At 67.1% G+C, this 24,092-nt stretch carries 21 protein-coding genes; 7 read left to right on the plus strand and 14 right to left on the minus strand.

The window, feature by feature from the left end; all coding sequences use genetic code 11:
- Position 1 precedes the first annotated feature (1 nt).
- From MNQ99_RS02810 to MNQ99_RS02820, 3 genes are all read right to left on the minus strand, one after another.
- Positions 2 to 751: a ZIP family metal transporter gene (locus tag MNQ99_RS02810; protein ID WP_127512366.1), complete on the minus strand. Its 750-nt coding sequence runs from the start codon at positions 749 to 751 to the stop codon at positions 2 to 4.
- A gap of 154 nt (positions 752 to 905) precedes the next feature.
- The gene (locus MNQ99_RS02815; protein WP_127512367.1) at positions 906 to 1,541 is read right to left on the minus strand and encodes a uracil-DNA glycosylase family protein; all 636 of its coding nucleotides are present in this window, start codon (positions 1,539 to 1,541) and stop codon (positions 906 to 908) included.
- Between the two features lie 209 nt (positions 1,542 to 1,750).
- Positions 1,751 to 3,340, minus strand: coding sequence for a molybdopterin-dependent oxidoreductase (locus MNQ99_RS02820; protein WP_241914364.1), 1,590 nt, complete (start codon positions 3,338 to 3,340; stop codon positions 1,751 to 1,753).
- 420 nt (positions 3,341 to 3,760) lie between these two features.
- Here MNQ99_RS02820 and MNQ99_RS02825 point away from each other — a divergent pair, with 420 nt between their 5' ends.
- Both MNQ99_RS02825 and MNQ99_RS02830 read left to right on the plus strand, forming a co-directional pair.
- Positions 3,761 to 4,303, plus strand: a complete 543-nt coding sequence (locus MNQ99_RS02825) for a YceI family protein (RefSeq protein WP_127512368.1) — start codon at positions 3,761 to 3,763, stop codon at positions 4,301 to 4,303.
- Positions 4,304 to 4,448: 145 nt separating this feature from the next.
- A complete protein-coding gene (locus tag MNQ99_RS02830; RefSeq protein WP_241914365.1) occupies positions 4,449 to 5,396 on the plus strand; it encodes a D-2-hydroxyacid dehydrogenase family protein in 948 nt (315 codons plus the stop codon).
- A gap of 109 nt (positions 5,397 to 5,505) precedes the next feature.
- On the opposite strand, the gene MNQ99_RS02835 is transcribed toward MNQ99_RS02830, so the two are convergent.
- Positions 5,506 to 6,714 carry an ROK family transcriptional regulator gene (locus MNQ99_RS02835; protein ID WP_241914366.1) on the minus strand — a complete coding sequence of 403 codons (1,209 nt, stop codon included), beginning with the start codon at positions 6,712 to 6,714 and terminating at the stop codon, positions 5,506 to 5,508.
- A gap of 82 nt (positions 6,715 to 6,796) precedes the next feature.
- Between MNQ99_RS02835 and gap the strand changes: the two genes are divergently transcribed.
- The gene (gene gap, locus MNQ99_RS02840) at positions 6,797 to 7,816 is read left to right on the plus strand and encodes a type I glyceraldehyde-3-phosphate dehydrogenase (RefSeq protein ID WP_241914367.1); all 1,020 of its coding nucleotides are present in this window, start codon (positions 6,797 to 6,799) and stop codon (positions 7,814 to 7,816) included.
- 141 nt (positions 7,817 to 7,957) lie between these two features.
- On the opposite strand, the gene MNQ99_RS02845 is transcribed toward gap, so the two are convergent.
- The 4 genes from MNQ99_RS02845 to hpaH form a co-directional block, all read right to left on the minus strand.
- Complete coding sequence (locus tag MNQ99_RS02845) at positions 7,958 to 8,710, minus strand: ArsR/SmtB family transcription factor (protein ID WP_241914368.1); 753 nt, start codon at positions 8,708 to 8,710, stop codon at positions 7,958 to 7,960.
- Between the two features lie 49 nt (positions 8,711 to 8,759).
- Positions 8,760 to 9,827 carry a zinc-dependent alcohol dehydrogenase gene (locus tag MNQ99_RS02850; RefSeq protein WP_241914369.1) on the minus strand — a complete coding sequence of 356 codons (1,068 nt, stop codon included), beginning with the start codon at positions 9,825 to 9,827 and terminating at the stop codon, positions 8,760 to 8,762.
- Between the two features lie 149 nt (positions 9,828 to 9,976).
- A complete protein-coding gene (locus tag MNQ99_RS02855; RefSeq protein ID WP_241914370.1) occupies positions 9,977 to 10,795 on the minus strand; it encodes an HpcH/HpaI aldolase family protein in 819 nt (272 codons plus the stop codon).
- Entirely contained in the window at positions 10,780 to 11,565 is a 786-nt protein-coding gene (gene hpaH, locus MNQ99_RS02860; protein ID WP_127512373.1) for a 2-oxo-hept-4-ene-1,7-dioate hydratase, read from the minus strand. Before hpaH ends, MNQ99_RS02855 begins: the two co-directional genes overlap by 16 nt.
- Positions 11,566 to 12,392: 827 nt before the next feature.
- Here hpaH and MNQ99_RS02865 point away from each other — a divergent pair.
- The 4 genes from MNQ99_RS02865 (at position 12,393) to MNQ99_RS02880 (ending at position 17,322) form a co-directional block, all read left to right on the plus strand.
- Complete coding sequence (locus MNQ99_RS02865; RefSeq protein WP_241914371.1) at positions 12,393 to 13,682, plus strand: MFS transporter; 1,290 nt, start codon at positions 12,393 to 12,395, stop codon at positions 13,680 to 13,682.
- Positions 13,683 to 13,879: 197 nt separating this feature from the next.
- The gene (locus tag MNQ99_RS02870) at positions 13,880 to 15,580 is read left to right on the plus strand and encodes an FAD-dependent oxidoreductase (protein ID WP_241914372.1); all 1,701 of its coding nucleotides are present in this window, start codon (positions 13,880 to 13,882) and stop codon (positions 15,578 to 15,580) included.
- Positions 15,577 to 16,809, plus strand: a complete 1,233-nt coding sequence (locus MNQ99_RS02875; RefSeq protein ID WP_241914373.1) for a cytochrome P450 — start codon at positions 15,577 to 15,579, stop codon at positions 16,807 to 16,809. Before MNQ99_RS02870 ends, MNQ99_RS02875 begins: the two co-directional genes overlap by 4 nt.
- Positions 16,810 to 16,851: 42 nt before the next feature.
- On the plus strand, positions 16,852 to 17,322 hold the full coding sequence (locus tag MNQ99_RS02880; RefSeq protein ID WP_241914374.1) for a hypothetical protein: 471 nt from the start codon (positions 16,852 to 16,854) through the stop codon (positions 17,320 to 17,322).
- A gap of 49 nt (positions 17,323 to 17,371) precedes the next feature.
- On the opposite strand, the gene MNQ99_RS02885 is transcribed toward MNQ99_RS02880, so the two are convergent.
- The 6 genes from MNQ99_RS02885 to MNQ99_RS02910 all read right to left on the minus strand — a co-directional run bounded on the left by MNQ99_RS02885 (position 17,372) and on the right by MNQ99_RS02910 (position 24,031).
- Positions 17,372 to 17,971, minus strand: a complete 600-nt coding sequence (locus tag MNQ99_RS02885; RefSeq protein WP_241914375.1) for a protoglobin domain-containing protein — start codon at positions 17,969 to 17,971, stop codon at positions 17,372 to 17,374.
- A gap of 99 nt (positions 17,972 to 18,070) precedes the next feature.
- On the minus strand, positions 18,071 to 19,600 hold the full coding sequence (locus tag MNQ99_RS02890; RefSeq protein WP_127512378.1) for an MFS transporter: 1,530 nt from the start codon (positions 19,598 to 19,600) through the stop codon (positions 18,071 to 18,073).
- 13 nt (positions 19,601 to 19,613) lie between these two features.
- Positions 19,614 to 20,840 carry an amidohydrolase gene (locus MNQ99_RS02895; protein ID WP_241914376.1) on the minus strand — a complete coding sequence of 409 codons (1,227 nt, stop codon included), beginning with the start codon at positions 20,838 to 20,840 and terminating at the stop codon, positions 19,614 to 19,616.
- Positions 20,841 to 20,977: 137 nt separating this feature from the next.
- Positions 20,978 to 21,676, minus strand: coding sequence for a maleylpyruvate isomerase family mycothiol-dependent enzyme (locus MNQ99_RS02900; protein ID WP_241914377.1), 699 nt, complete (start codon positions 21,674 to 21,676; stop codon positions 20,978 to 20,980).
- Positions 21,673 to 22,338 (minus strand): maleylpyruvate isomerase family mycothiol-dependent enzyme, encoded by a 666-nt coding sequence (locus tag MNQ99_RS02905; RefSeq protein WP_241914378.1) that lies wholly within the window; start codon positions 22,336 to 22,338, stop codon positions 21,673 to 21,675. Before MNQ99_RS02905 ends, MNQ99_RS02900 begins: the two co-directional genes overlap by 4 nt.
- Before the next feature lie 235 nt (positions 22,339 to 22,573).
- The gene (locus MNQ99_RS02910; RefSeq protein WP_241914379.1) at positions 22,574 to 24,031 is read right to left on the minus strand and encodes a benzaldehyde dehydrogenase; all 1,458 of its coding nucleotides are present in this window, start codon (positions 24,029 to 24,031) and stop codon (positions 22,574 to 22,576) included.
- Between the last annotated feature and the right edge of the window lie 61 nt (positions 24,032 to 24,092).

Below are 24,092 nucleotides of genomic sequence, written 5' to 3' on the forward strand. Positions count from 1 at the left end.
GTCATAGGGCATCGAGGCCCAGCGCCGTGACGAAACCCAACGCCGCGGTGAAGCCGGTGAGGAGGTGATGCTCTTCGAAGGCTTCGGGGATCATGGTGTCGACGATCATGGCGAGAATAGCGCCGGCCGCAAGCGCGTTGATGAAGGCCACGGTCTCTGCCCGGGCGTCTTGGAGTGCAACGTAGCCGACCAGCGCGCTGATGCCGGAAAGAACAGCAATTCCGCTCCACACGCCAAAGACATAGCGGGCGCTGCGTCCTGCTTTCTTCATCCCTGCCGTGCTGGAGAGCCCTTCGGGGATATTGGAAATAAAGACCGCCCCCAGCATCGCCGGGCTGATGCTGCCTCCGGCGACCAAGCCCAAACCGAGCACCAGGGATTCCGGAATCCCATCCAGCAGGGCGCCCACGGCGATCGCCGTGCCGCTGCCCGGATTCTCGCCCTCGGCAGGCTGCTGATCGCCCGACCGCTTTCGATGTTGCGCGCCCTTCCGGGCCAGCAGCACGTTGGCGGCCACAAAGAGGCTGGCGCCGACGAGAAAGCCTGTGATGGTAGCGCCGATTCCGCCGGTTGTTACCGCTTCATCGACCAGTTCGAAGGCGAGAGCCGAGATCAGGACGCCGGCGCCGAACGCCATGATGGTGGAAACGGCCTTGGCGGGAAGGGTCCACTTCCAGGCGACGGCACAGCCAATCACCAGCGCGGCCCCGCCGAGCAACCCGAAAGCCAACGCGGTCATCCACAAGGGCATCGGCGCTCCTCCCGTCCAGCTCAGGCTAACGGCGGGGTGGCGATATCGCTACGGCTCGAAGCAGCGGGGTCGCAAGCAGGAGGGTGTCCCGGGGAGCCGGTAATTCGCTACCGGCCGGCGCGCTGGCACGCTATGTGCCGGGGGCGCAGGTGCGCTACTTGCCGGGGCGGCCCAATCCGGTGCGCGCCATCGCATCCGCGTAGGCCTCATGCATGACGTCCAGCCATTCCTGCTGGCGTGCCGGCGAACCGGCGAACGCCCGGCCGCTGAGCGCCCGCACCTTGAACGTCTTGAAGCCGCGCCGCCAGAGCAGCGGGTTCTCGGTCTTCAGCAGCAGCGCGGCGAGCCGCTGCGCCTCCGTTCCATGGGCTACCAGCACCGACGCCCGCGGCACCAGTGCCAGCATCCGCAGCAGGGGCTTGAGTCCGGCGCTGATCTGGTTCGGCGTCAGCTTGCCGTTGGCTTCGCCGGGGGTGAACCACGGGTGCACGTTCCAGGGCATGACGCATTCCGGGCGCAGGCCCAGCTGCCACTGCAGCCCGAGCATCCGCGTCGCAGCCTCCTGATCGCCCGGCCAGATAAAGCCGGTGTCCGAGGCCTGCCCGATGTTGGAATAAAGCGACACAATCCGGCATTCGTCGGCGTTGTGGATCGGGTCAACATACGGGACCTCGGTGCCCGGCTTCTGCTCGCGCAGTTCGTCAATCAGGCGGTTGATGTCGGCCACGCCGGAATCGTACCTGCGGTCCATGAGGTCCTTGTGCTGATCGGATACTGCCGGGCTGGTCATCGGGGTACGGGTCTCCTGGAAGGAAGGGAAAATGAACGGTAGGTGAATCGGTCTGCCGAGAACGACGGCGGTGCCCGCCTGTGGCGGACGGCCGCCTGCTGCGGGAGGCGGGCTATTGAGCATAGCAACCGAAGCTGGGAGCCTCCCGATGCCGCGGTGCGGATTCTAGCGCCCGGCATGCCGGGCCTGTGACCAAGATGACCCGGCCGTTAATCCGCGGTGAACTCAATACTGTGCCAACCGCTGGCGCCATCCGGGGCCGGAGGCGCCGGAGTTTCCGTCTGCAGCTTGCCGTCGCCATCCCAGGCCCGTACCCGCAGCCTGTGCTGGCCGGCGGATACATCGTCCCGCACCACGTACCACTGGCGCCACGTGTCCACAGAGGCCTCCGCGGCCAGCTTGGCGTCGGCCCAATCGCCGTCGTCCAACTGCACTTGAACTTTCGAGATGCCTCGGTGTTGCGCCCAAGCCGTTCCCGCGAAGGCCGTCCGGCCGGCGGCGACACGGGCCCCGGCGCGCGGCACGTCGATCCGCGAGGCGGTCTTGATGGGGCCATGGTCCGACCAACCGCGGCTGGTCCAGTACGCAGTCTTGTCCGCAAACCGGGTGACTTCCAGGTCCACCACCCATTTGGTGGCGGACACGTACCCGTAAAGCCCCGGCACCACCATTCGCACCGGGAAACCATGTTCCAGTGGCAGGGGCTCGCCGTTCATCCCGATCGCAAGCAGCGCGTTCCGCGCATCGGTGAGCACGGCCAGCGGAGTGGAAGCCGTGAACCCGTCGATGCTGGTGGACAGCACCATGTCAGCCTCCGCCAGCGGCCGCGCACGCGCCAGTAGTTCGCGCAGCGGATAGCCCAGCCAGCGTGCGTTGCCCGCCAGCCCCCCGCCCACCTCATTCGAAACGCAGGTCAGGGTGGTGTAGCTCTCCTCCAGATCGGCCGCGAGCAAGTCCTGAAAGCCGATGCTGAAGTCTTCCTCCACCAGCCCGTGGACGCGCAGTTGCCAATCCGCGGGATCCACCGATGGGACGAACAGTGCGGTATCGATGCGGTAGAACTGCGCGTTTGGCGTCACGAACGGAATGGCCCCGTCCACCGGGGCCTGCACCCCTTCCGGCAACGGCTTCGCCGGCCGCGCCGGCGCCGGCAGACCCAAGGCCTCTCGCACCTGCCGTGCACCGTTCCGGGCGGCGGAGACCGCGCCGGCCGCAATCCCCATAACCACGGCGGCGCCAGCCATCAGCCCTGCGGTCGCGAGGAATGTGCGGCGCCCCTGATCCGAATCCTGCGTGGCCGCGTCCGAATCGGCTCCCGCTCCGGCGGCTGGGGCGGCCGGACCTGGCAGGAGCCGGATCAGCCAACGCAGGCAGAACAGGCCAACGGCGGTGCCCAGCGCGGTCGGGATGGCATCCGCGGGGACGGCCCCGGCGCGGGTCAGGACACACACCACCATGCCTACGCCCAGCGCTGCCACCGCCAGTGCGCCCGCGGTCCAGTTCCGGAGGGCCAGCACGCCGATCCCCGCGGCCAGAATAGTTGCGCCGATCCCCATGGAGATGAACAAGACCAGTTTGTCCGCCGTTGCGAACGTAGAGATGGCAAACTCGGTCAGCCATGGCGGCGAAAGCTCGACCACGGCGGCGCCCACCGAACCAAACGGCGAGGCGGCCGGACCGAAGAATGCCGCAGCCAGTTCCGCCACGGCAAAAAGCACGGCAGCTGACACGATGCCCGCCAACATCGCGGGCATCCACGCCGTCAACACTGCGGCCTTCGACACTGGCGGTGCTGCCATGCCGGTCCTTGCCCTTCCATCGGTTCCGGGCCCGGCATCCCCGCACGAAAGACACCGCACGAGAGACACCTCGGGCCCTGGTTCGATCATCTACCCCACATGACCGCAACACAACCACTCCCGGCTGATTCTCCGCCCCGCCGGATCTCGGTCTGGCTCACGGGCGCCACATTGGTTCACCGGGCGTCACATTGGTGCGCAGCAGCATAGTGGGCTTCCGCAACTGCGGCGCTGAAGTAGACGCCGTTCCGAGTATGCGGAGTTCCGCTTGGGCGGCGGGAGTCAATGTGGCGCCGGGCAATCAGTTTCCTGCCCGTTCAGAAAAAATTGGTTGACACTTCAACCATCAGGTGTTATTGTAGATGCATAAGCATGAAGTTCACCTGAGCTTCAGCCCAGACTTCAACCAGGAGGCACCACATGGCCGTACAGCTCACCCCAGGAACTTGGAACCTCGATAAGTCCCACACCGAGGTCGGCTTCTCCGTCCGCCACGCCGGCATCAGCAAGGTGCGCGGCCAGTTCACCGATGCCGACGCCACCCTGGTGGTCGGCGACAGCCTGGCCGCGTCCTCTGTCGAAGCCGTCGTGAAGACCGCCTCGTTCGACTCCAACGATGACAACCGCGATGCCCACGTCAAGGGCGAGGACTTCTTCAATGTGGAGCAGTACCCGGACATGACCTTCAAGGCCACCAGCGTCGAGGGCAACCCGGAAGAGTTTAAACTGGCCGGCGAGCTGACCATCAAGGACACCACCAAGCCCGTGGTCTTCAATGTCGAGTTCGGCGGCATGGCGGTTGACCCGTTCGGTGCGACCCGCGCCGGCTTCTCCGCCAGCACGCAGATTTCCCGCAAGGAATTCGGCATCACCTGGAACGCTGCCCTGGAAGCCGGCGGCGTGCTGGTGGGCGACAAGGTCACCATCACGGTGGACTCGGCCTTCGTTCTGCCGTCCAACTAGTTCCCGCGCCACGCAGGCAGGGTCCGGACATTGTCCGGTCCCTGCCTGCGGCGTTTAACACGCCTTGTTGGCTCCGGCGCCCCATCCTGATCCGGAGGGCGTCCTGATCCGGGGCGCCGGCCCCGCCTGCCGCTAGGCTGGCCTCGTGAAGATCGCGATCCTCGACGACTATCAGGACGTAGCGCTCAGCAGCGCGCCGTGGGAGCAGTTGCCGGCGGGCATCGCCGTCGAACGTTTTACTGACCATGTTGACGACGTCGGTGCCCTCGCCGAGCGCCTGGCCGGCGCGCAAGTGGTGGTCACCATGCGCGAACGGACGCCGATTACCGCCGAGCTGATGGGCCGGCTGCCGGACCTCAAACTGGTCACCACTACCGGAATGCGCAACGCCTCGATCGACCTGGACGCCGCGCGCGAGCGCGGGGTGGCCGTGTGCGGAACGCAGAAAGGCACCGCGGCGCCCGCCGAACTGGCCTGGGCGCTGGTGATGGCGGTGGCGCGGGAGATCCCGCAGAATGACCGGGATGTGCGTGCCGGAATCTGGCAGGCCCGGATGGGAATCGATCTGGCCGGGTCAACAATCGGGCTGCTTGGACTCGGCCGGTTGGGGCAGCTGATGGCCGGCTACGCTGCGGCCTTCGGCATGGAGGTGCTGGCGTGGAGTCCGCACCTGACCACCGAACGCGCCGCGGAGCACGGGGCGCAGTTGGTGTCCAAGGAGGACTTGTTCCGCCGCTCGGACATTGTCAGCATCCACCTGAAGCTCGCGGAATCGACGGTGGGGATCGTCGGCGCCGCGGAGCTGGACCTGCTCGGTCCGGCAGGCCGGCTGGTCAACACCTCGCGCGGCCCACTGGTGGATGAGGCGGCTTTGCTCGCGGCGCTGGCCGAAGCGAAGATCGCCGCGGCGGCCCTCGATGTCTACGACGTGGAGCCGCTGCCGCAGGACAGCCCGCTGCTCGACGCGCCCAACCTGATCCTCAGCCCGCACGTCGGTTTCGTCACCGTGGAGGCCCACCGGCTGGGCTACACCCAGATGCTCGAGAGCATCCTGTCCTACCTCGACGGCGCACCGATCAACGTCCTGGCCTGACCGCGCCAGCGGGTGGCGGTGGGCGGTGCTGGCGCCCGGCGAGACGGACAGAGCTGAGGCTCCGGGGCGCCCAGGCGGCGCTGGCGCGACGCCGCCGTCGTGCTGTGGATCAGGCCGGTGCGTCGGCCGGGGCCAATTCCATGGCGTGTTCCTCCACGTAGTCCAGCGCCAGGCGAACCGCGCCGGCGGCCACAATCACATCGCCGAACTCGGACACGGCCACGCGCGGAGGGGTGGCGGTGAGCCGGGGAAGTTCGCGGGTGATGGTGGGAAGCAGGGCCGACGCCGAGGCCGCCACCGCGCCGCCGATGACCACCAATTCGGGGTTGAAGAAGGTCCCCAGTACGGCGATCACCCGGGCCATGCGCAGGCCGATCCGGTCCAGGATCCCCTGGGCCACCTCGTCGCCGCGCGCCGCCGCCTCGAACACGAAGCGCGCCGACACCCGGCTGGTTCCCGGCCCGACCAGTTCGCGGATCAGCGTTGGCTTATCCGCGGCGAGGGCTTCGTTGCCCCAGTAGCGGGCGAGCCGGGCGATGCCGTCCTGGCTGCCCACCCCGTCCACCAGTTCGAGCGTGCCCACTTCACCGGCGCCCCCATTGCAGCCGTGCAGCAGCCTGCCCGATTCGATCAGCCCGGTGCCCAGGCGCTCGCCGGCCAGCATGACGGCCAAATCGTCGACGCCTGTCCCAACGCCGCTCCAGCGCTCGGCCAGCGCCGCAAGATTCGCATCGTTCTCCAGTAGCACCGGCCAGTCATAGTCGGCGAATACTTCGGCCTGCAGGCCGATGTCGAAGTGCTCGGAGAGTTCGTGCCCGGCAGCCACCTTGCCGTGACGATCCACCACCGTGGAGACGCCGATTGCGGCGGCCAGCACGGCTGACGGCGGCAGCCCGGCCTCATCCAGCGCGCTGGCGACAACCTGTTTGATCGTGGCTCGGCGCGAAGCTGCGCTGGCCGGCGGCTTCTCGAACCGCTCGGACACCCTGGCCAGCGTCCGGCCCTTCAGGTCAGCCACCAGCACGGTCGCGGTGGCCATGCCCACGTCCATCCCCAGCACGCAGCCGGCCGCCGGGTTGAATTCGAACCGCCGTGCCGGTCTGCCCTTCGTGGTGCCCACAAGGCGTTCACCCGGCAGCTCGCGGACCCAGCCCCGGGCCGCCAGGTCGTCGCAGACCGCGATGGCCGTGGCTCGGGTGAGGCCGGTGGCCGCGATCAAGTCCGTGCCGGTCACCGCGCCGTTCGCCCGCATCACGGACAACACGGCTTTCAGGTTGGCCAGCCGCAGCACTTGCGGAGTGGTGGCTGTGGTGCTCACATCGTTCCCCTTGACCTTGTCGGGCAGCATCAGGATAATAGTAATGGAACATAAATTTAGACGCTAAATAAAAGGAGTTCCCGTGGCAGTTCGGATTGGTATCAACGGTTTCGGGCGGATCGGCCGCAACTACTTCCGGGCCGCCATGGCGCAGGGAAAACTGGGTTCCGACCTGGAGATCGTGGCCATCAACGACCTCGGCTCGCCGGAGACCCTGGCGCACCTGCTCAAGTACGACTCGGTGGTCGGCCGGCTGGCTGCTGACGTTGCGGTTGCCGACGGCGACCTGGTGGTGGACGGCAGGGTTGTCAAGGTCCTCGCCGAACGCGATCCCGGCAACCTGCCGTGGCGTGAACTCGGCGTGGACATCGTGATCGAATCAACCGGCCGCTTCACCAGTGCAGCTGATGCGGAAAAGCATTTGGTGGCCGGCGCCCGCAAGGTGCTGATTTCCGCCCCCGCCAAGGGCGACGTGCTCAGCGTGGTGATGGGCGTCAACGACGGGGAGTACGACGACGGGGCGCACCACATCGTCTCCAACGCCTCCTGTACCACCAACTGCCTGGCCCCGCTGGCCAAGGTGCTGCACGAAAACTTCGGCATCGAGCAGGGCTTGATGACCACCATCCACGCCTACACCGCCGACCAGAACCTGCAGGACGGCCCGCACCGCGACCTGCGCCGTGCCCGCGCCGCCGCCATCAACATGGTTCCCACCTCCACGGGTGCCGCCAAGGCGATCGGGCAGGTGCTGCCGGAGCTGAAAGGCAAGCTGGACGGCTTTGCCATCCGCGTGCCGGTGCCCACCGGCTCCGCCACCGACCTGACCGTCACGGTGGGCCGCGAGGTCACCGTGGAGGAAGTCAACGACGCGTTCAAGGCGGCCGCGGCAGACCCGCGCCTGGCCGGTATCCTCACCTACACCGAGGATCCGATCGTCTCCTCGGACATCGTCACCGATCCGGCATCGGCCATCTTCGACTCAGGCCTGACCAAGGTGATGGGCAACCAGGTCAAGGTCATTGGCTGGTACGACAACGAGTGGGGCTACTCCAACCGCTTGGTGGACCTGACCTCGCTGGTGGCGTCCAAGCTCTCTTAATCCGCTCCGGGAACACCCAACCCCGGGATGACTATTCAGCAGGCCCCTTTTCAGCCGTGAAAAGGGGCCTGCTGATTCTTCGATGGGACTAGGCGCGGGAGCGTCGGCGGGGCCAAAAGTCCGGGATGCTCTCCGGCCGGCTCAGGTGTACATCAACGAACCCGGGGTGGTGAGCAGTTCGCCGGTTTCCAGCCAGGTCTTCAGTCCGGAGAGGATCATGGGCCAGCCGCCGTATAGCTGGTCATTGGCGCCCTCGCGCAGCTGGTCGTGCGTGACGGTGAGCCGGCAGGAGTCCTCCACCTGCTCAATCTCCCAGGTCACCCGAGATGTGCCCTCGGCGATCACGTCCTCGCCCCAGAGCGCGCGCATGGTCTGCACCAATTTGCGCGGCGGGTCCACTTCCAGGTTCTCGCCTTCGCCCAGCGGGGCATCCGCCCTGGGGTTGGTCATCGTGTAGCCGGAGCCCGGTGTCCAGTCGGTCTGGATCCGGTTGCCGAAAGTGTACTTGCTCCTGGTCTCGCTGTCCGTGATGGCCTCCCAGAGCTTTTCCGGGGTGGTGCGGATGTAGATCTCAAAGATCTTTTCCATCGGATTTTCCAATCGGGATTTGAGGTCGCTGAGCTCAGCGGCCCACGGCTGTGCATATTTGCTCACCCAGCGGTCGTGGATGAGCCGGATGGGCACCGGATTGAGGAAGTGGAGTTTTTCCCGGCCGCGGCGGCGGGTGACCACCAAGTTGGCCGCTTCCAGCTGCTTCAGGTGCTTCATGACGCCGAAGCGCGTGATGTCGAAGTGCGCTTCGAGCGCGGTGAGGGTCTGCCCGTCCTCGCGGAACAGTTCATCCAGCAGTTCACGCCGGGTGGGATCCGCCAACGCTTTGAACACGGCATCCATAGGACCCATGATAGGTGACCATATAGTCACATGTCGAGGGTTTTCCGAGTCAAGGGTTTGGCTGCAGCACGGCTTTGATCAGCGGCCGTCCGGCGGCGTCGGTGCTGCCGTCCGCGGTGAGCCGCAGCGCTTCCACGGCACGGTCCATCGGATAGGTCGTTATCAGGCGCTCGCCCAAATCCGGCAGGGTGGCGAGGAAAGCAAGGGCCTGTTCGAAATCCTGTCGGGTGGAGATGAAGCTGTGCAGGACGTCAAGGTTCTTGCTGGTCCGGACCACGGGCGCCGGGGCGGTTCCGGTGGCATACATCGCCACCATGACCAGGCGGCCGAGGGGACGCAGTTCCTGGACGGCCCGTGCCAAATGTATTCCCGCACCGGTCGCTTCGATCCACACATCGTAGGTGTCGGGCTGCCGCCCGGTGGTGCTGTCCAAGCCAAGGCTTGCGGCCAAATCGACTCGAGCCGCGTGCCCGGGACCTTCGCGGCCGATCATCGTCACCGTGGCGCCGGCTCGCTGTGCCATCAAGCCGGCGAGCAGGCCAATGCTGCGGGTGGTCGAAACCGCCACCCGCTCCCCGGGCTGGATCCGGGCAACGGTCGAGACTGCGCGCCAGGCGATGGATGCAGGCTCGGCGAGAACCGCGGTGGTATCCGGCACCGAGTCCGGCACGGGTACTAAATTGCGCCACGGAACCAGCGCTCGTGCGGCTGCCTGGCCGTGCTGGGTCAAGCCGAGGCCGGAACGCCTGGCGCACAGGTGCGGCTGGTCCGCCCGGCAGGCCTCGCAGTGGCCGCAGCCGACGGTGGAAATCGGCACCACTCGGGTCCCCGGCGCGAGCCATTCCGGAACGAGCAGCCCAGTGCGGACCACCGAGCCGACCGACTCGTGGCCGATCACCATGCCGAGCGGAACCGACGACGCAGCTGGGTCGGCACGGTAGATAATGACGTCCGATCCGCACAGCCCGCAGAGGCTGACCCGCAGCTCCACCTCGTCTGCCCCCGGTGCGCGCAGCGGGTGGTCCATCAGCCCGACACCGCCGGGCTCAGCCGAGGTGCGTGCCAGAGCGGGATTCATGGCCGCATGACCGAGCGAACGGCCGCCTGCAGCTGCCACTTTTCAACCTCCTCGACCATGCACAGATTCCTTGCTCCGATCTTAACGCCGCCGCGCGGCCTGAACGCCGGTGCGGCGCTTGACGACGACGGCGGCGCTGCGGTGGGCTGCGAAACCCAACCGAAGCGCCGCCGTCGTTGTCTGTTGGATCAGTAGCTGGCGGGCGTCCCGGCCTCGCCGTCCCCGGCCGCGGGGAGGTACTTGGCGGCCAGGGCTTCGGAGCCGCGGGCCAGCAGCGCCACGTCGGCGCCGACGCCCACAAAGTCGGCGCCCCACTCCATGTAGCGGCGGGCCGAGGCCTCGGCGAAGGCGTTGACCCCCACAAACTTGCCGGCCGCCTTGGCAGCCTTCAGCGCCTTCTCCACGCCGGCAACCACCTGGGGGTGCTCCTGCTGTCCGATCACGCCCATCGACGCGGCGAGATCGGACGGGCCGATAAACACGCCGTCCACGCCGTCCACCGCGGCGATGTCGGCAGCGTTCTCCACGGCCTCCGCGGACTCGATCTGCACGATCAGCGTCAGCGTTTCCTCCGCCCGGGTGAGGTAATCCGGGATCCGGTTCCAGCGGGCCGACCGGGCCAGCGCGGAACCGACGCCGCGCACGCCGGCCGGCGGGTAGCGGGTGGCTGCCACGGCCGCCCGGGCCTGCTCGGCGGTGTGCACCATCGGGATGATCAGCGTCTGCGCGCCCAGATCCAGGTACTGCTTGATCAGCACCGTGTCGTTGACCGGCGGCCGGACCACCGGGATGCCGGGGTAGCCGCGCACCGCCTGCAGCTGGGCCAGCACGGACTCCAGCCCGTTGGGGGAGTGCTCGGCGTCGATGAAGATCCAGTCGAAGCCGGCACCGGCGCACAGCTCCGCGATCAACGGCGAGCCGGAGCAGACCCAGATGCCGGCCAGCGGGCGGTCGGCGGCGGCCAGCGCGTCCTTGAAGGACGGATCGGGTTCTACTCGAAACGGCATGTGATGGTTCCCAGCTGTCCGTAGTCCGCGAACACGGTGTCCCCTTCGTGCACCCACATGGGGCGGGTGAAGGAGCCGGCGAGAATGGTTTCGCCGGCCTTGAGGTGGTCGCCGTGCGGGGCGATCTTGTTGGCCAGCCAGTAGACGCCGGCGGCCGGGTGGTTGAGCACGCCGGCGGCCACGCCGGTCTCCTCCACCGTCTGGTTCTTGTACAGGATGGCCGAGATCCAGCGCAGGTCCACGTCCTGCGGGCGGACCGGGTTACCGCCGATCACCATGGCGCCCATCGCGGCGTTGTCCGAGATGGTGTCCACGATGGTGCGGCCCTCCATCTCGATCCGCGAGTCCAGGATCTCCAGCGCGGGAACCACGTATTCGGTGGCGTTCAGGACGTCGAAAATGGTGGCGTTGGGACCCTTGACGTCGCGGTTGAGCACAAAGGCCAGTTCAACTTCGATGCGCGGGTGGGTGTACTGGTCCCACTTCACCGTGCAGCCGTTTTCCAGGATCATGTCGTCGAAGATGATCCCGTAGTCCGGTTCGCTGATGCCGGTGGCGTACTGCATGGCCTTGGAGGTCAGCCCGATCTTGCGGCCGGCCAGGGTCCGCCCCGCGGCCTCGCTGCGCTCCCGCCACAGGTTCTGCACCTTGTAGGAGTCCTCAATGGTCATCTCCGGGTACCGGGCGGTCAGCCGTTGCACCGGCGTCCGGGTCCGTCCCGCCTCCACCAGCTCGTCGGCGATGGACTCAATCGTTGACTGGTCAAGCATGCTTGTGGCACCACTTCCTTGTTGCTCGGGCGGCCGCCTACCTTGCCCGAGGGGCGTTGCTGCGGTCCCGGCGCCGCATGGGGAGGGCGCCAGCACCATCTTACGGTGGCGCGTGTCACCCTTTGTAAGTTGGTTACGGCGGGAGGGAACAACGACGGCGGCGCCTCCTTGGGCGGCGGGGCCTCCTTGGGCGGCGTGGCCGCCGGTGCCAGTCCTTGGCCGGATAGCCGTGGACCAGGCGCTGGCCGAATAGCCGGCGCCACATTCACCTCTCCAGCGCCATGACACCTGATGCTGAGCCCTCGCTGTCCCGGTCCGGCCGGATCAAGCGCAGGACGGAGCGCAAGTATTGCTGAACATCCATGGGCAATGTGGCACCGGCTTCGGATGGGCCAGCCGCTGGCCGAATAGCCGGCGCCACATTCACCTCTCCAGCGCCATGACACCTGATGCTGAGCCCTCGCTGTCCCCGGGCCGGCCGGATCAAGCGCAGGACGGAGCGCAATTATTGCTGAACATCCATGGGCAATGTGGCACCGGCTTTCGGATGGGCCAGCCGTCCGCGCAGCCTTGCGCCCCGGCACCCAGCCGCCGGCACAGCCTTGCGCCCCGGCACCCACCCGCCCGCACAGCCTTGCGCCGCCCCGGCACACCCGCCCCGCCCAGGCATCCACGAGGGAGGCGATGCAGGGCCCCGAATTCCAGGACCTGCCGAAATCCCGAAGCCACGGCGACTGCGGCTCGCCATGCCGTTCATCCCGCCCGGCTGCTGCGCCGCCATCCGTATCCTGCCGGTGACCGGGGTGGCCCCCGGCTAGGGTAGGCAGGTGAACTCCTTCCTCCGCAAGCCCTGGACCGGACGGATCGGTGCGCTGCTGGGCATCCTGACCATGGCGCTGAGCTTGCGCGCTGCTGTCTCCGCGGTGGGTCCGCTGCTGGGTGAACTGGGGCCGGAACTGGGCTTCGACGCGACCACTATTGGTGCGCTGGCCATGCTGCCTCCGCTCGTTTTCGCGGTGGCGGGCTTGTGCACCCCGGCACTGATCCGATGGCTCGGGCTGGAAAAGGTGCTGGTGGCGGCCGTGCTGCTGGCGGTTGCCGGACAACTGGGCCGCGCCGCCGTCGACGGGGTCTGGCCCTTCCTGGCCCTCAGCGGGGTGGTGATGGCCGGGTATGGGATCGGCAATGTGGTGCTGCCTCCGCTGGTGCGGAAATACTTCCCGGACCGCATCGGGGTGGTCACCGCCGGCTATGTGACGCTGCTGGCGGTGGGCACCGCGATGAGCCCGCAGTTTTCGGTCCCGTTGGCGGAAGCCGCCGGCTGGCGGGTATCGCTGGCGCTCTGGGCATCGGTCAGCGCCGTGGTGCTGGTCCCGTGGGCGGTGCAGGCGGCGCGCGACCGCCGGAAGGGCAGGACGTACGACGGCGGTGCCGTGGCTTCGGCGGCTTCCTCGCCTGCCCCCGGGAAGCTGAATCCCTGGCGCTCGCCGGTGGCCTGGGGGCTGGCGATTTTCCTGGCCGGCAACTCCGCGCAGACCTACGTGTACTTCACCTGGTTGCCGCCGTACCTGACCGAGCACGGCGTCGACGCCGCGACGGCCGGTTCGGCTTTGGCCTACTTCGCCATCCTGGGGCTGCCGGTCAGCCTGCTGGTGCCACTGATTGTGCCGCGGCTGAAGCAGCCGATCACCGCCATCCTGATCTTCACTGCTTGCTGGATTGGCGGGCATGCGGGCCTGCTGCTGTCGCCGGACGCCGGCACCTGGTGGTGGGTGACACTGTCCGGGCTGGGCCAGGGCACCTTCGCCACCGCGCTGCTGATGGTCAACCTGCGCTCGCGCACCACCCACGGCTCGGCCGTGCTGTCCGGCTTCAGCCAAGGCATCGGTTACGCCGGTGCCAGCGTGGCCCCGCTCTTGTTTGGGGTGGTTCACGAATCCACCGGTTCGTGGACCGCTTCCTTTGCCATGCTGGGCGTCTGCATCGTGGTGATGCTGGTGGGGGCGGTCATGATCAACGGTCCGCGCCGGATTGAGGACCCGGCGGGAGCCGGCCGCAGGCGCAAGGCCGCGCTTTACCCGGTGGGCGGCACGGAGCGAGAAGACGCACACCGCTGAAGCACCAGGCAGGCCCCTTCCGCCGCCCCGTCCGTGCGGCCTAGACTCGATTCACTTGATCATGAATCACATTGGGGCCCCTGCCCGGGCCCGCCTCGGGGCCACAAGACCTGCCGGGACGGGGGCCGTTCACTCCTGAGAGGCACCGGCCGATCGGCGGATCGCGGCCGGAAGCCGGCAAGAGGAAGAAGCGCGGCATGCGGATCGCCGTCGATCTCACTAAATGCCAGGGGTATGCCCAGTGCGCCTTTCTTGCCCCGGAGGTCTTCAGGATCCAGGGGGACGAGGCGCTGACGTACGACCCCGATCCTGACGGTGCGCAGCGCACCCGGATCCGGCGGGCCGCCGCTGCATGTCCGGTCCAGGCCATCACCCTCGAACAGATGGACGGGCCGAACGGATCGCAGCATCCCGATACGCGGCCGAGGACGCGGCCGGGGCCGGCTCACCCCGCCGGGGACGGTGAGAACGCGTTCAAGAAAACTGGGCGAATCGTCATCGTTGGAGCCTCCCTGACTGGGCTGCACGCGGCGGAACGGCTGCGCGAGGAAGGCTTCGCCGGCTCGCTGACCCTGGTCGGCGAGGAACCCCACGAACCCTACGACCGGCCGCCACTGTCCAAACAGCTCCTGGCCGGGTCGATGCGCTCGGCCGATACCTCATTGCCGCGCCGCCGGGACGTGGGTGCCACGTGGCGGCTGGGAGTCGCGGCGACCGGTCTGGACCTGCCGGCGAAGCACGTCCGGCTCGCCGACGGCAGCCGGATCGAATTCGACAAGTTGTTGATCGCTACCGGCCTGCGCTCGCGCCCATGGCCGAACCCTGCGGAGGCAGCACTTGACGGCGTGTTAACGTTGCGCACCCGGGAAGACGCCTCGAAACTACGGCAGTTTCTGGCCGGCCGACCACGCCGGGTGCTGGTCATCGGCGCCGGATTCATCGGTTGCGAGGTCGCGTCCGTGTGCCGCGAACTCGGCCTGCCGGTCACCGTCGCAGAGGCCGGGCCGGCCCCGCTCGTCGCTGCCCTCGGCGGCACGATCGGCGCCATTGCCGGTGAGCTGCACATCGAAAAGGGCGTGGATTTGCGCTGCGGCGTCCGGGTCACTTCCCTCGAAGGTGATGCCGCAGGACAGCTGCGCCGGGCGGTGCTGTCCGACGGGACAACGGTTGAGGCCGACGTGGCGGTCGCCGCGCTGGGCTCCGTGCGCAATGTCGAGTGGCTCGCAGATTCCGGGCTGGCATGCGGCGTGTGGGGCGTTGCCTGCGACGCCGGCTGCCGGGCCTTCGACGCGAACGGGCTGGTCACCGATGACGTCTTCGTCGCCGGGGACATAGCGCGCGCGCCGCAGCCGATGTACGGCTACCAGTTCCTGGCCGTTGAGCATTGGGGCAACGCCATCTCGCAGGCCGAGGTCGCGGCGCACAATATGGTCAGCCGCGAGACCGATCGGTGGCCGCATCTGGCGGTGCCGCAATTCTGGTCGGTCCAGTTCGGAACCGAAATCAAGAGCGTCGGGGTTCCCTCGGCCGCGGATGAGGTAGCCATCGTCCAGGGATCGGTGGCAGAGCGGCGCTTCCTCGCCGTCTACGGCTACAAGGGCCGCATCGTGGCGGCTGTTGCCTTCAACCAGAACAAGTGGCTTGAATTCTACGAACCGTTGATCGAGCAGGCCGCACCCTTCCCGCCCTCGTTCCACCACGTGGACGAGTCGGCCGATGGACACGCCGTACCCGCCGGTTTCAGGCCGGCGGTCAGCCCCACGCAGGACGCAACCGTAGTGGTGACCGGCCACGACCCGAACGAACGCCGCGCCAGATTGACCAATCCCGCCGCCGGTGACACACCGTCCCGGAGACCGGCGGAAACCGCCCCGCGATCGAAGGAGCATTCACCATGAGCCACGCCAGCTCCTGGGAGCAAGTCCTCGACTACTCCAACCGGGCCAACCCCTACCCGTTTTACGCTGAACTCCGCAGGTCACCGGTGACACGCCTGCCGGACGGAACCTACCTGGTCAGCACCTATGCCGAGATTGCCTCGCTGCTGCACGATCCGCGGGTCAGTTCCGAGATCAGCCGCAATCCGGCCACAGCCGCCGCGGGCGTCTCCGCGGAGGAGGGCGACGGCGCCGACATGACGCCAACGTTCCTGAGCATGGATCCGCCGGATCACGATAAGTTTCGCCGGATGACCATGCGCCACTTCGGACCGCCCACGACTCCCGGCCGGATCGCCGGGCTGGAGCCCCGGATGGAGGAAATCGTCACCGAACTGATCGACAAGATGGCGGGCCGCAGCAGGATCGACGTCGTCGATGAGCTGGCCTATCCGCTGCCGGTCACGGTGATCTGTGAGCTGCTCGGTGTGCCTCCGAGCGATAGACAGCGCTTCCGGGTCTGGGTGGACATCGCCTTGCAATCCATCGATCCCGGCCTCGATCCCGAAACCCAGCAGAAAAAGCGGGCGGAAGCCGGTGCGGAGCTTCGCGCTTTCATGGAAGAGCTGGTCGAATCCCACCGGAAGTCACCGGGCGACGACATGCTCTCGGCGATGGCCACCGACGACAGCCCGGAAGGCAGCTTGCCGGCAGAACAGCTGGTGGGCACCGGACTGCTGCTGCTCATCGCCGGACACGAAACCACCGTGAACCTCATCGCCAACGGCGCACTGACCCTGCTGCGCCACCCGCAAGAACTCCAGAGGCTGCGCAACGACCCAGACCTGGCCATCCCCATGGTGGAGGAACTGCTGCGCTACGAGCCGCCCGTGCATTTCGTCCCCTTCCGCACCGCGCTCGACGATATCGACATCGGCGGCACCACCATCCCGGCAGGGGCCTCCTTCACGCTGCTCCTGGCCGCCGCCAACCGCGACCCCGCCCACGTCACCGACCCCGACCTCTTCATCCCGGACCGGCCCAACAACGGCCATCTGGGCTTCGGCGGCGGCATCCACCTCTGCTTTGGAGCACCCCTGGCCCGGCTGGAGGCCCAGATTGCCCTCACCGGATTTGCCAGCAGAATCGAAAACCCGAGGCTGGTGGACGATCCGCCTCCATACCGGCCGAGCCCGTTCCTGCGGGGACCTTCCCACCTCCTGGTAGAGATCGACGACATCTCGGGCTAGGTCGTTCGGAACGTAGGATGGGTCCGGATAAGGAGGCCCATCATGGTTCGCCTGCGCATTGCGGCTCGGCTGGTGCTGCCGGCCCTCTGGCTCGGCCTGATCATCGGAATTTCGCTGATCGAGGCGCCGCTGAAGTTCCAGGCTCCCGGCATCACCATTCCGCTGGGGCTGGGCATCGGCCGGTTGGTGTTCACCGCAATGAACATCGTGGAACTGGGCCTCGCCGGGCTGCTGCTGTTATCCCTCATTGGGCAGCGCGTGGACCGCAGGTTCTGGGCTCTGGTGGGCGGCGCCGTCGTCGTGCTGTTGGCTAAGGTGATGGTGATCCGGCCGCTCCTTAACCGCCGGACGGATATGGTGCTGGCAGGCACCGACGACGGCGGTTCCGCCCTCCACTACATCTACATCGCGGCAGACGGCGTCCTGATCGTCCTGCTGGTACTCATGCTCATCGCCGCGGCCCGCCGCTGGGTGCCGACGCCCGTTGTCGAACCGGAGCGGCACCGGCGCTGAGCCTCCTGCCGGTCGGCGGGCCCCGTCGGTAACCGCCGGGTAACCTCGGTTACCACTCGCCCGGGAGCGCGTAGGGCCGGGACCACAACGCTATCTGCAGGACCACGGCCTTGAGCCAGGCCTGCATCATGGCATCCACGTCCTGTGCGGAATCGCTGCCGCGAGAGAGGAATGGCCGCATGGTGGTAACCACCGGCCCGATCAGCGCGATGAGATACCGCAGTGGAACAACCTGGGTGGACCCGACATGGTCGGTGTCATTCTTATGCTCGGGAGTGTGGCGCAGGGCGATCTCGTTCTGGTAGTCGAGCCACTCCTGGTCGTAGGGCTTGGTGCAGGTGTCCCGGATCCACTGGCCGAACCGCAAGCGAACCGCCGCCAGATAGTCCTCGATCGGCGGGCCGTCCGGCCGGGAAAAGTGGGCCACCAGATGCGGCTGCCCGGCGATGAAGCCGTACCAGACGTCCAGTACGTCCTCCACCTGATCGTCCAAAATCTCGCCGGCACGGCGCAGTGAAGCGGCGTCCTCGTCTCCGAACATGACACTCGCTTTGAGGTCGTCGAGCTCGGCCAGAGTGACCGGTGATTGGGACACCGTGCCGTACTCATAGCCCGGAATGCTTGAACCGCCGGATGCATGGACCGACATGGCAGTGCCTCCACTGGAAGGTTTGGCGCATGGCGCCCTGAACGGCCATTAATACTCCGCGGCGCCGGTAGGGTCAACGGCGCCGGTAGGGTCAGCGCGTCAGTTGCCGAAGGGAGGCGGTGCGACCTCGTCGGGCCGTGCTTCTTGTTCCTTCTTGCTGCGCTCGGACGGTACGGTGAGGATGATCGAGGCGATCGCGATCACCACCATGAACACGTTGAACAGCAGCCCGACCGCCCCGCCGAAGCGCAGCGCCACGTTGTCCTGCCGGCCGAGGAACAGCCCCCAGGACTGGATGATTTGTGGGTCCACCGCCTGGGCCGCCACGTACAGGGCAGCGGAAATGGCGACGCCGATGGCGTTGCCCAGCGAGGACGCCATCTTGTAGATGCCGGAGGCGGCACCGACCTGGGCATCCGGGACGTTGGACAGGGCGGCATCGGTGGACGGGGTGGCGTAGAAGCCCAGGCCCACGCCGAAGAGCGTGAACCCGATGACGGTGAGCACGATGTACTCGCCGATGCGCAGGAAGGTGGTGGAGCACAGCAGGATGCCGATGCCGGTGATCATGCTGCCCCACAGCATCGGCTTCCGCGGACCGAACCGCTGCAGCAGCTTCTCACCCACGCGGATGGTGGCCAGGATGGCGATCAGGTAGCCGAGCGTCAGCAGGCCCGACTGCAGCGAATTCATTCCGGCGGCGACCTGAACCAGCCCAAGGGCAACGATCAGGGTGCCCGCGGCGCCGTTGAGCAGGAAGTTGGACAACGTCGCGCCGGTGAAGGTGCCGTTGCTGAAGAGCTTCAGGTCCACGAACGAGTAGCTGCGGCGCGTCTCGATCTGCAGGAAGAGCAGGCCGAACACCACGAACGCGGCCACCAGGGCCAGACCGGCCCCGCTGAACCAGCCGATAACGGGGCCTTGCGAAATGTAGACGTTGATGGCCACCAGCATGATGATGAAACACGCCAGTCCGCCCCAGTCGAAGTGATGCGCAGCGGTGTCAGGATCCGCCGCGGCACGCGATTCCGGCGTGCCGCGGAGCAGGAACAGTGCCAGCACGGACAGCACAATCGAGATCCAGAAGATGGACCGCCAGCCCAGGAAGGAGGAGGCCATCAGCCCGCCGAACAGTGCACAGAAACCGGACCCGCCCCAGGAGCCGATGGACCAGAACGAGAGTGCGCGCTGCCGGTCCTTGCCCTCGTAATAGCTCTTGATCAGCGCCATGGTCGAGGGCATGATGCACGCCGCGGACAGTCCTTGGATGGCGCGGCCGCCCAGCAGCATGAAGTCCGTCAGTCCGCCGAGGTTTTCCGGCGTCAGCGCGATCAGCAGCGACCCGAGGATGCTCAGGTAGATGCCGATGTACATGATCTTGGCCCGACCGATCCGGTCGGCCAGGCCGCCGGCGACCACGATGAAAATTCCGGAAAACAGCGACGTGATCGATACAGCCAGGTTGGCCAGCGTTTGTTCGACGCCGAGTTGGTCCTTGATACCGGGGATGACGTTGAGGAGGGTCTGGGCGAAGAGCCAGAAGTTGATGACGGCCAGGACGATGCCGAGCAGCCACTTGTCGGTCGGTTTCCAGTCGGTCCGGACCGGGACTGAAGTTGATGAGGTCATGGGAAACAACCCTTTACTGTGCCAAATAGGCTAGTGCGGCCACGATCTGCGCCTGGGTGGCGATGGAGAGCGTCGGGTCGATGGCGGGGGAGAAGAACGGTGAATGATTCGCCGGAATGTCTTGGGAGACAGTGCCGTTCTCCACGGCTTTCCGGTACATGTCTGCCGGGACGGAGCCCACCGTCCAGTAGGTGTACGGAACGCCGAACGCATCTGGAATCCGGCTGAAGTCCTCGGAGGCCGTGACCGGTTCGGCGTGGAAGACCTGGCTGCCGCCAAAATGCTCGTTGAACGCGGCGGTGATCTTCTGGGTGGTTGCGGCATCGTTGTTGGTTAGCGGGAACTGGTCGTAGTACTCGAATTCCGGTTCGCGGGGTGATCCGGCCGCCGCGCACTCGCCCCGGACAATCCGTTCGATCGATGCCATGATCCGTTCCCGCAGCGCCGCATTGTAGGTGCGCAGGTTCAGCAGCAGTTCCGCGCGGTCCGGAATAATGTTGGACTTCGTGCCCGCGTTGGACGCACCGACGGTCACCACCGCGAACTCGCCCGGCTTGGTCTCGCGGGAGACGATGGTCTGCAGCCGCAGCACGATCGACGCGGCCAACACCACCGGGTCCACGGCGTTGTGCGGCATGGAGCCGTGCGCACCGCGTCCGTGGACGGTGACCTTCAGGGAATCACCGGCCGAGAGGATCGGTCCCGCCGTCGTGCCAATAGTGCCCACCTCAAAAGGCATCACATGCTGGCCGAAGGCCACATCGGGCTTGGGCAGTTTGGCGGCCAGTCCGTCGTCGACCATTGCCTGCGCGCCGGCGGCGGTTTCCTCGCCGGGTTGGAAGAGCGCTACATGGGTGCCGGCCCAGCCGTCGCGGTGGGCGGCCATCAGTTTCGCTGCTCCCAGCAGGGAGGCGATGTGCAGGTCGTGGCCGCAGGCATGCATCACGCCCTCATTTTCGGAGGCATAGTCCAGTCCGGTGGCCTCGGTGACGGGGAGGGCATCGATGTCCGCCCGAGACAGCACGGTGCGGCCCGAACCGTTCTCCAAGACGCCGACGACGCCGGTGCCGCCGATCCGCTGGACCTGGTAACCGAAGCCGGTCAACTCCTGCTCGATCCGGTCCGCTGTACGGTGTTCTTCCATGCTGAGCTCGGGGTTCCGGTGCAGTTCCTTGTACAGGTCCCGTTGCCACTCCAGCCCGTGCTCAAGGGAAGTGAAAACGTCATCCGCGATCGCCATAGTGCGCACTTCCTGTCCGCCGGCACGGGAAGCGCGGGCACGCGGCTCCCGGAGGCGCGGTTTAACTAACCGTAGACCCGGGTCCGGCAGCACACAACGACGCCGCGGCCCAGGGCTGCGGACCGACCGAAGGTCTTTTACCGTTGATGCGGCCCCCCGGCGTTTCCAGCCGCCGGGCCCTGGATGCGTGACCGCAGGACAGACACGCCTGGTCCGTCGAGCTCATCGAGGTAGGTTTCGCGGCCAGCCATACCCATCACCAAGGCGAGGGTCGAGCCCTTAACCAGCGGCCCGCTGCCCGCTCCGAACGGCCCGTCGTTTGCGCGCAGCTCCAGACCGGTGACGTGCGTTCGGCTGGCAACGGTGAAATCGCGCCGGGCGAAGAATTCAGCCACGGGTGTCAGCGCGTCGACGGCCGGTCTCCGGGGAAGCCCGAGCGGCCGGCGGATGTCCTGGGCGTGCACGACGACTTCGCCAAGATAGGCAGGGGTGTGTCCCGAGGGGGCCGTGGTGCTCCTGATGATGGTACGGAAAAGCTCCAGTGTTTCCGCGGGAGTTTCACCGCGGCACTCGGCCAGCCTGCGCTGATTGTGTACGTCGGGACGGAACCGTGCGCCGAGCATGCTTCGAAGCCACTGCCACTGGTTCAAGCTGGCCGCTGCCGTAAGGTGGGCGAGGACCTCCTCGACGTCCCATTGCCCGCACAGGGTGCGGCGCCGCCACTGTTCTGCCTTGAGGCCAGAAAGGTCCTCAGCTAAAGCGGCTCGCTCGGCATGCACCAGCGCCCATAGTTGGTTGCTCCGCGAGCTCTTCGTATCGCCGCCGCCACTTCTCATCGGTGAGGCGACTCAGGGTTCGTCGGCGTGTGCGCTGCTGTATCGGCGAGGCGGGAAGCGCCGCTTCCCTTGAGCCGTTCCCGGTCCACCTGACGCCCGGAGACTGCGAGCAGCAGATCGATGGAATCAGCTTCGACAGCGTCTCCTTGCCCCCAAACCGCCGCGGTCTTCCGGTCGATCAGCCGAAGGCCTGCCGCACGCTCGCGTCCTCCTCCGAAGGATACGGGGGTGCGCAATTGGTAGGCCAGGGCCTGCGCAACCGCATCTTCGGGGTAGCTTCCGCCAATGCCCAGCGGCCGGCGGATGTCCTCTCCGTGCACAATCGCCTCGACCAGACGTGTTGCGAGGTGCGCCGGCGGTGTCCGCGTGAGGTCCGCCGCTTCCATGAGGGCCGCGATCGTATCCTGAGGATCCTGCCGCTTCTCCCGGGCGATGCCATTCTCGTTTGCGCGATCAAAGTCCAGGCGCGCCTTCACGAGATCACGGACGAAAGAGAGCCTGCTGGTGAGCGCCGTGTCAACGAGATGGGCAAGGACATCATGGATATCCCAGCCCGGGCAAAGAGAAGGGAGGAGCCACTGTTCGTCTCGCACGACGGAGAGATCGGCAGCGAGTCGACGCCTCTCGGAATGGACCACCTGCCAGGTTGCTGCTGCAGACATGCGCATATCGGCTCTTTCTCGGGTCAGGCCTCCAGCCCGGAAATGACTACTTCGGATACTGACGGGAACTCTACTGTATTCGTAGGATCTCTCGACGTACTTGGAGGACAGCACGACGACGGCACCCGGGTTCCAGCTGTGGAACGCGGGTGCCGTCGACTTGGTGAGCAGCGCGGTGCGGGCGTCAGCCGACCGCACCGCCATCGGTACGAGCGGTGTTTACGAGCGGTGTTGCTTAGAACGGGTAGTTGGCGATCTCGGGGCGGACGGTGAGCCACTGGGTTTCGGTGAAGGATTCCATGTTGGCCTGGTGGCCGCCGATCCGGGAGCCGTTGCCGGAGTTCTTGGTGCCGCCGAACGGGGAGTTGGCTTCGTCGGAGACGGTTTGTTCGTTGATGTGGACCTTGCCGGAGTCCACCCGGTCGGCGACCTGCATGGCCAGTCCGACGTCGCCGAGGATGGAGAGCGAGAGCCCATATTCGTTGGCGTTGGCCAGTTCCACGGCTTCGTCGATGGTGGAGAACTTGATCACCGGGGCGACGGGGCCGAAGATCTCGTCCTTCCACGCGGTGTTCTCCGGGTCGAGGTCGGCGAGCACGGTGGGGGAGTAGAACGGGCCCTCGTTAGTGCCGCCGGCGGCCAGCCGCGCGCCGGCGGCGACCGCGTCCTGCACGATCGAGTCGATGCGCTTGAGCTGGTTCTCATCGATGATCGGGCCGAGGGCGACGGTGCCGGTCTTCGGGTCGCCGACGGGCAGGTTCTTGGCCTTCTCGGCGAGGGCGGCGACGTAGTCCTCGTAGATGTCTTCGTGGACGATGTGCCGGCCGGTGGTCATGCAGATCTGGCCCTGGTGCATGAACGAGCCGAACGCGGCGGCGGATGCGGCCTTGGCCAGGTCGGCGCCGGGGAGCACGATCATGGCGTTGTTGCCGCCCAGTTCCAAGTGCGCGCGCTTGAGGTTGCGGGCGGCGGATTCGCCGATCTTCCGGCCGGCGGCGGTGGAGCCGGTGAAGGAGATGACCCGGACCTCGGGGGCCTCGACCACGGCGGCGCCGATGTCCGCGCCGCCGGGCAGCAGGGACAGCAGTCCGGCGGGCAGGCCGGCTTCCTCGAAGATGCGCATCAGGGTCACGCCGCCGCAGACTGCGGTCCGGGGGTCCGGCTTGAGCAGCACCGCGTTGCCCAGCGCCAGCGCCGGGGCGACGGCGCGGATGGAGAGGATCAGCGGGAAGTTGAACGGCGCAATCACGCTGACCACGCCGACCGGGCGGCGGCGGGCGAACGACCAGCGGTCCTCGTTGGAGGTCAGCACGTCGCCGGCCGGCAACGAGGGCAGCGCGGCGGCTTCGTAGCATTCGTTGGCGGCGATGTGGGTTTCCAGCCCGGCCTTGGGGCCGATGCCGCCGGATTCGCGGACGATCCAGGACTGGATCTCATCGGCGTGTTCTTCCCACAGCGCGCCGGCGCGGCGCAGCACCGCGGCGCGTTCCTCGGGTTTGCGCGCGGCCCATTCCTTCTGCGCGGCGGCGGCAACGGCCGCCGCCGCGTGCACGTCCTCGACCGAAGCCACGCCGTAGGTGCCCAGCGTGTCGCCGGTGGCCGGTTCCACGGAGGAAGCGGTGCCGGCACCGCCGTCGCGCCAGCCGTTGAGGTAGATCTTGCCCTCCCACAGGGAAGCATCAAGCAGGGACATGTCCCGTCCTTTCAATGATGGGTAGGTTCGTTTCGGCCGCCGCGTGGCGGGCCGAGGGTAT

This window comes from Arthrobacter sulfonylureivorans (assembly GCF_022637435.1).
Classification (GTDB): Bacteria; Actinomycetota; Actinomycetes; order Actinomycetales; family Micrococcaceae; genus Crystallibacter; species Crystallibacter sulfonylureivorans.